Origin of the sequence: Rhodococcus sp. (in: high G+C Gram-positive bacteria) (genome assembly GCF_049299235.1) — a bacterium.
Classification (GTDB): Bacteria; Actinomycetota; Actinomycetes; order Mycobacteriales; family Mycobacteriaceae; genus Rhodococcus.
Genome location: NZ_JBAQXC010000365.1, coordinates 1 through 6,885, shown reverse-complemented (window position 1 = coordinate 6,885; position 6,885 = coordinate 1). Strand labels below are relative to the sequence as shown.

Annotated in this window: 1 protein-coding gene; it reads right to left on the bottom strand. The window is 67.5% G+C overall.

All coding sequences use genetic code 11. The features are described from left to right. A partial coding sequence (locus WAX14_RS22640) for an amino acid adenylation domain-containing protein (protein ID WP_422630286.1) occupies positions 1-6,859 on the bottom strand: 6,859 nt, incomplete at its 3' end. Between the last annotated feature and the right edge of the window lie 26 nt (positions 6,860-6,885).

Genomic DNA, 6,885 nt, shown 5'->3' with positions numbered 1-6,885 from the left:
TCCGCCACGACACACCATCGACAACCAGATGATGCAACACCACCAACAACGCACCCGCACGATCCGACCCGAAATCGAACCACACGAACTGCACCATCACACCCGCACCCGGATCCAACCGACCCAGAGCAGCATCGTATTCACCCGAGGCGATCGTCGTGACCGCTGCATCGTCCGCATCGGCCGGGACCTCGACACGATGCACCCACGCATCCACGTCGACGTTCTCGACGACCTCGAGACCGATGCCGTCCTCGCCGATCCACTTGGCGCGCAAGGCATCGTGATGCTCGACCACCGCACCGACCGTCGTCACGATCCCGGACCGATCGATCCCCACCGGCAACGACAACGTCACCGTCTGGACGAACCGATCCCAATCGCCACCACGGGCCCGGGTGAACGCCTCGACCGGCGACATCGGCATCGTGCCGACTCCGCCACCGGGCAGTTCCTCGAGAACCTGCGGGCCGCCGTCACCGGTGACGTCGGCGACCTCGGCCAGACCGGCAACGGTCTTGGCCTCGAACACATCTCGCGGCGAGAACAGCACACCGCGGGTCTTTGCACGCGACACCAGCTGGATCGACATGATGCTGTCGCCGCCCAGCGCGAAGAACGAATCGTCCACACCCACCGACTCGACACCGAGCACCTCGGCGAACAGCGCGGCGATGGCCTCTTCGGTTTCGGTACGCGGGGCACGGAATTCACTGCTGCTGACGAATGCCGGCGCAGGCAACGCGCGCTTGTCCAGCTTTCCGTTCACCGTCAACGGGATGGAGTCGAGTACCACGAATGCCGACGGCACCATGTACTCCGGCACCAGCGTTCCGACGCCCTCGCGCATTGCTTCGACATCGACCGCCGAACCTGCCACCGGCACGACATAGGACACCAGTCGCGCATCGCCCGGTCCGTCCTCGCGCACCACCACCACGGCCTGTCCGACGCCCGGCTGCGCGAGCACCGCGGCCTCGATCTCACCGAGCTCGATGCGGAAACCACGGATCTTCACCTGATCGTCGGCGCGGCCGACGAACTCGAGCTCGCCGTCGGCCGTCCACCGCGCAACGTCACCGGAGCGGTACAGCACCGACCCCTCCGTGGCACCGCCCGCAGTGAACGGATTCGCCACGAACCGCGCCGCCGTCAGGTCCGGACGCGACACGTAACCGCGCGCAACCTGACCACCGGCCACGTACATCTCGCCCGCGACACCGACCGGCACCGGACGCAGACGCCCATCCAGGACATACACTCGCAATCCTGAAATCGCGCCACCGACAAGTGATCCCGCAGCAGCACGCGCGGTCGCCTCGTCGATGATCCGATGCGATACGTGCACCGTCGTCTCGGTGATGCCGTACATGTTCACCAGTTGCGGCGCCGTATCACCGTGCCGCTCGAACCACGGCACCAGACGCCGCAACTCCAGCGCCTCACCACCGAAGATCACGTATCGGAGAGACAACTCACCCGCAGTACCGGTCTCGTCGGCGTCACGATCGGCCTCGAGCAACTGGTAGAACGCCGACGGCGTCTGGTTCAGCACTGTGACGTTCTCGTCGGCCAGCAGCTTCCGGAACTGCTCCGGCGACCGCGACGTGAAGTAGTCCACGACGACCAACGTGCCGCCGTACAGCAGCGGACCCCACAGCTCCCACACCGAGAAGTCGAATGCGTACGAGTGGAACAGGGTCCACACATCCGACGAGTCGAAACCGAACACCGACTCCGTGTTCGCCAGCAGGCGCGCCACATTCGCGTGCGGGACCGCCACACCCTTCGGCCGGCCCGTCGAACCCGACGTGAAGATCACATACGCCGTGTTGTCCGGACGCAGCACCGCGATCCGCTCGGCATCGGTCACCGCGGCATCCGAGTACTCGGACACGTCGACGGTGTCGACGTCGATCACCGGCGCCGCGGCGGGCAGCTCGGCTTCACGTCCGGACCACGACAGTACCGAGGTCGGAGCCGAGTCCTCGAGCACGACCGCGATCCGCTCCGCCGGAGCGGACGGATCGACCGGCACGTAACCACCACCGGCCTCGAGGACTGCGAGCAACGCCACCACGAGATCCGCCGACCGCGGCAACACGACCGCGACGAGCGACTCGGGACCGACGCCCTCGGAGATCAGGCGACGCGCCAGACGACGCGACCGCGATGCGACCTCGCCGTACGACAACCGCACATCACCGTCGACGATCGCGATCGCCGACGGGTCCTCCACGACCCGGCGGCCGAACAGGTCCACGATCGACACGTCGGCCGCGACACCGGATTCACCCGCCCACGACTCCACGACCAGAGCCCGCTCGGTGTCCGACAACATCTCGATGTCACCGACAGCGGTGATGTTCTCGCCGGAGGCTGCGCGCAGGATGCGCTCGAAACGCTCCGCGAAGGACTCGACGGTCGCGATGTCGAACAGATCGGTGGCGTAGGTCCAGCCGATGTCGATACCGGCGGGCGCACCCTGGTCGTCGAACTTCTCGACCACGGTGACCTGGATGTCGAACTTGGCGTTGTGGTCGTCGAATTCGACGCCCGACAGCGTCAGCCCGGGCAGTTCGAAGCGTGTGTGCCCGAGGTTCTGGAACGTCAGCATCACCTGGAACAGCGGGTGGCGTGCCGTCGACCGTTCCGGGTCGAGGATCTCCACGAGCCGCTCGAACGGCACGTCGGCGTGGCCGAACGCGGCAACGTCGGCGCGGCGGGTCTGCTCGAGCAGTTCCGTGAACGTCGCGTTGCCGTCGACCTGTGTGCGCAGGACCAGGGTGTTGACGAACATGCCGACGAGGTCGTCGAGGGCGCGCTCGCCACGGCCCGCGACCGGTGTGCCGACCGCGATGTCGGACGTGCCGGACAGCCGGGCGAGCAGCGCCGACAGTGCCGCGTGCACAACCATGAACAGGGTGGCGTTGTTCGCGCGTGCCACCCGGCCGAGCGCGTCCTGCAGTCCCGCGTCGACCGTGCGGGTGAACGTCGCACCACGGTTCGACGCCGTGGACGGGCGCGGTCGGTCCGTGGGCAGATCGAGCTGGTCCGGGATACCGGACAGTGCCTGCGTCCAGTACTCGACCTGTTGCGACACGATGCTCTGTGGATCGGTCTCGTCACCGAGCACCCGGCGCTGCCACAGCGCGTAGTCCGCGTACTGGACGGGCAGCGGTGCCCAGGCCGGCGCCTGTTCCACGGCGCGGGCGCCGTACGCGATCATCACATCCCGGGTGAGCGGAACCATCGAGAATCCGTCGGTGCTGATGTGGTGCACCACGACGACGAGCACATGCTCGGTCTCGGACACACGCAGCAGCGCAACGCGGACCGGAACCGCTTCGGTCACATCGAAGCCGGTACCGACGACGGACTCGACCCGAGCGAGGAGGTCGTCCTCGGCGACAGTTTCGGCGGCGAGCGTGATCCGCGCCTGCTCGGGGGCGAGTACGACCTGCTCGCCGGTTCCGTCGACCTCGGGGTAGACGGTGCGCAGCACTTCGTGCCGGGCGATCACATCGTTGATCGCCTGTTCGAGCGCGGACGTGTCGAGGGCACCGGTCAGGCGGATCGCGGACGGAATGTTGTAGGCGGCCGACCCGGTGTCGAAGCGGTTGAGGAACCACATGCGGGACTGCGCCAGCGACAGCGGGATGCTTTCCGGGCGTGCCTGCGGCTCGAGTTCGGCGCGGCCGGACCCGACGTGGGATTCGAGGCGGGCCGCGAGTTCGGTGACGGTCGACGATTCGAACAGGTCGCGCACCGGAACTCTCGTCGTGAGAGCCGCACCGAGGCGCGCGATGGCCTGCGTTGCATTGAGGGAGTTGCCGCCGAGTTCGAAGAAGTCGTCGTCGGCACCGACGCGTTCGATGCCGAGGATCTCGCCGAAGACGCCGGCGACGATCTCCTCCACGGCCGTGGTCGGCGCCCGGAACGTCCGGGTTTCGAAGATCGGCGTCGGCAGCGCCTTGCGGTCGAGCTTGCCGGAAGCGTTGAGCGGGAACGCGTCGAGCACCATGAAGGAACCCGGAAGCATGTACGCGGGCAGGCTTTCCGCGGCGTGGGCTCGCAGTTCGTCGACCGAGACCTCGGCGCCGGGCGCCGGCACGAGGTACGCGACGAGCTGGTCGCCGGTCGGGGTCGCGACGACCAGCACGGCCGCGGAGATCACCGCGTCGTGGTCGAGGAGAACCGTCTCGATCTCGCCGAGCTCGATGCGCTGACCGCGGAACTTGACCTGGAAGTCGGTGCGGCCGAGGTAGTCGAGCTCGCCACGCGGGGTCCAGAACACGAGGTCGCCGGTGCGGTACATGCGGCGGCCCGCGGTGAACGGGTCGGCGACGAACCGGTCGGAGGTCAGGTCGACGCGACCATGGTAGCCGCGGGCGAGCTGATCGCCCGCGAGATACAGCTCACCCGGGACACCCTGGGGAACCGGATGCAGTCGCGAATCCAGCACGTAGACCTGGGAGTTCCACTGCGGCAGGCCGATCGGTACCGATGCGGTGTCGCCGGCCTCGGCGCGACGGTATGTGATGGACACGGCCGCCTCGGTGGGGCCGTACAGGTTGTGCAGCCCGGCCCCGCTGATCTCCGCGAAGGCCTTGGCGGTCGCGGCGGGCAGTGCTTCACCGATGACGAACACGTCGCGCAGGGTCGTCAGATCACCGGCGTCGACGGACGAGACGAACACCGACAGCATCGACGGCACGAAGTCGGTGAGCGTCACGCCGCGCTCGCGGATGGTCTGCGCGAGGTACACCGGATCGCGGTGACCGTCGGGAGTCGCGACGACCAGCGTCGCACCGGCCCTCAGCGGAAGGAAGAAGCCCCACAGCGACACGTCGAACGTGGTCGCGGTCTTCTGCAGGTACACATCCGAGGACGTGAACGCGTACTCGTGTTCCATCCAGGCCATCTGGTTCGCGATGGCACCGTGCGGAACGGCCACACCCTTCGGCTTGCCGGTGGATCCTGACGTGAAGATGACGTACGCGGTGTTGTCGGGCCGCACCGTCGGCGGGGTCCATTCAGCGCCGTCGGACAGCATGGCGGCCGGGTCGTCCAGGAAGAGGACAGACCTCTCCCCCGGAACCGGGAAATCGTCTCGGCGCGTGGACAACACGACGACCGGGTCGGCCGCGTCGAGGATGTAGGCGACACGGTCCGCCGGGTGGTCCGGGTCGACGGGAACGTAGGCACCACCGGCGCGCAGCACGGCGTACATGCCGATGACGAGTTCGAGCGATCGGCGCATCGCCAGTGCGACACGCGATTCCGGTCCGACACCGAGTGCGCTCAGGCGTCGGGCGACGGCGTCGACCCGGGCGTCGAACTGCGCGTACGTCAGTTCCCGGCCTTCGAACACGAGCGCGACGGCGTCGGGAGTCGCGGCGACCTGCGCGTCGAACCCGTCGAGCAGCAGGGCGCCCTCGATCGGATGAGCGGTGCGGTTGCGGTCGACGATCAGATCGGAAAACTCGGAGTCGGCGAGCAACGGCAGTTCCCCGACCAGCAGTTCGGGCGCCGCAGTGGCCGCCCCGAGCACCCGCAGGAAGCGGTGTGCGAAGGCCGCGATGGTCGTCTCGTCGAACAGATCGACCGCATAGGTGATCGTCACGTCGGATCCACCGTCGACACCGTCGACGACCGTGACCTGCAGATCGAACTTCGCGATCACCGCGTCGACCGGCACATCCTCGATCGTGAGATCGCCGAGAGCGAAGGACGACGGGGCGAGGTTCTGGAAGAACAGAGCGACCTGGAAGAGCGGGTGGCGGCCCTGCGAGCGAGCCGGGTCGAGGACCTCGACGAGACGCTCGAACGGTACGTCCGCGTTGCCGAACGCACCGAGATCGGTTTCCTTGACCTTCGTCAGGAGTTCGGCGAACGACGCATCCGCATCGACGTCGGTGCGCAGCACCAGGGTGTTGACGAACATACCGACGAGATCGTCGAGTGCGGCGTCGCCGCGACCGGCGATCGGCGCGCCGACTGCGATATCGGAGGTGCCCGACAGGCGGGCGAGCAGGACCGCCAAGGCCGCGTGCACGATCATGAACGGTGTGACGCCCTGCTCCGCAGCGAGTGCAGCGATCTTCCGATGCTGGTCCGGGGTCCAGGAGAACCTGTACTCGGCGCCGCGGTTAGACGCGACGGCCGGGCGCGGGCGATCCGCAGGCAGGTCGAGCTGCTCCGGGAGACCGGCGAGCCGTTCCCGCCAGTACGACAGCTGCTGTGCAACAACTGAATCCCGATCATGCTCGGAGCCCAGGACTGCGTGCTGCCACAGTGCGTAATCCGCGTACTGGACAGCCAGTGGCGTCCACGCCGGCGCGTCGCCGGTCGCCCGGGCCGCGTATGCCGTGACGACGTCGCGGACGAGCGGTCCCATCGAGAAGCCGTCGGAGGCGATGTGATGCAGGACCACGACGAGGACGTGGTCGGTTTCCGAGACGCGCAGCAGGGTCGCACGCAGCGGCGGACGCTCGGCAACATCGAACCCACGCAGCGCGAATTCGCCGACGGTGCCTTCGATCTCGTCGATTCCGATCTCGACGATCGGCATCGTGACGTCGGCGTCGGACGGCGACAGGACGAGTTGGTATCCCACACCGTCGATGTCGGGATAAACAGTGCGCAGTACCTCGTGACGCGCCACCACGTCACGGAGTGCGCGGTCCAGCGCCTCCGTGTCGAGCCGTCCGACCAGGCGCACGGCGAGCGGCACGTTGTTGGCTGCCGATTCCGGATCGAAGCGGTTCAGGAACCACATCCGAGTCTGCGCCAACGACAACGGAACCCGATCCGGACGCACCTGCGGCACCAACGCCGCACGAGAACCCGAACCCACCTGCGACTCCACCCGAGCCGCCAGAG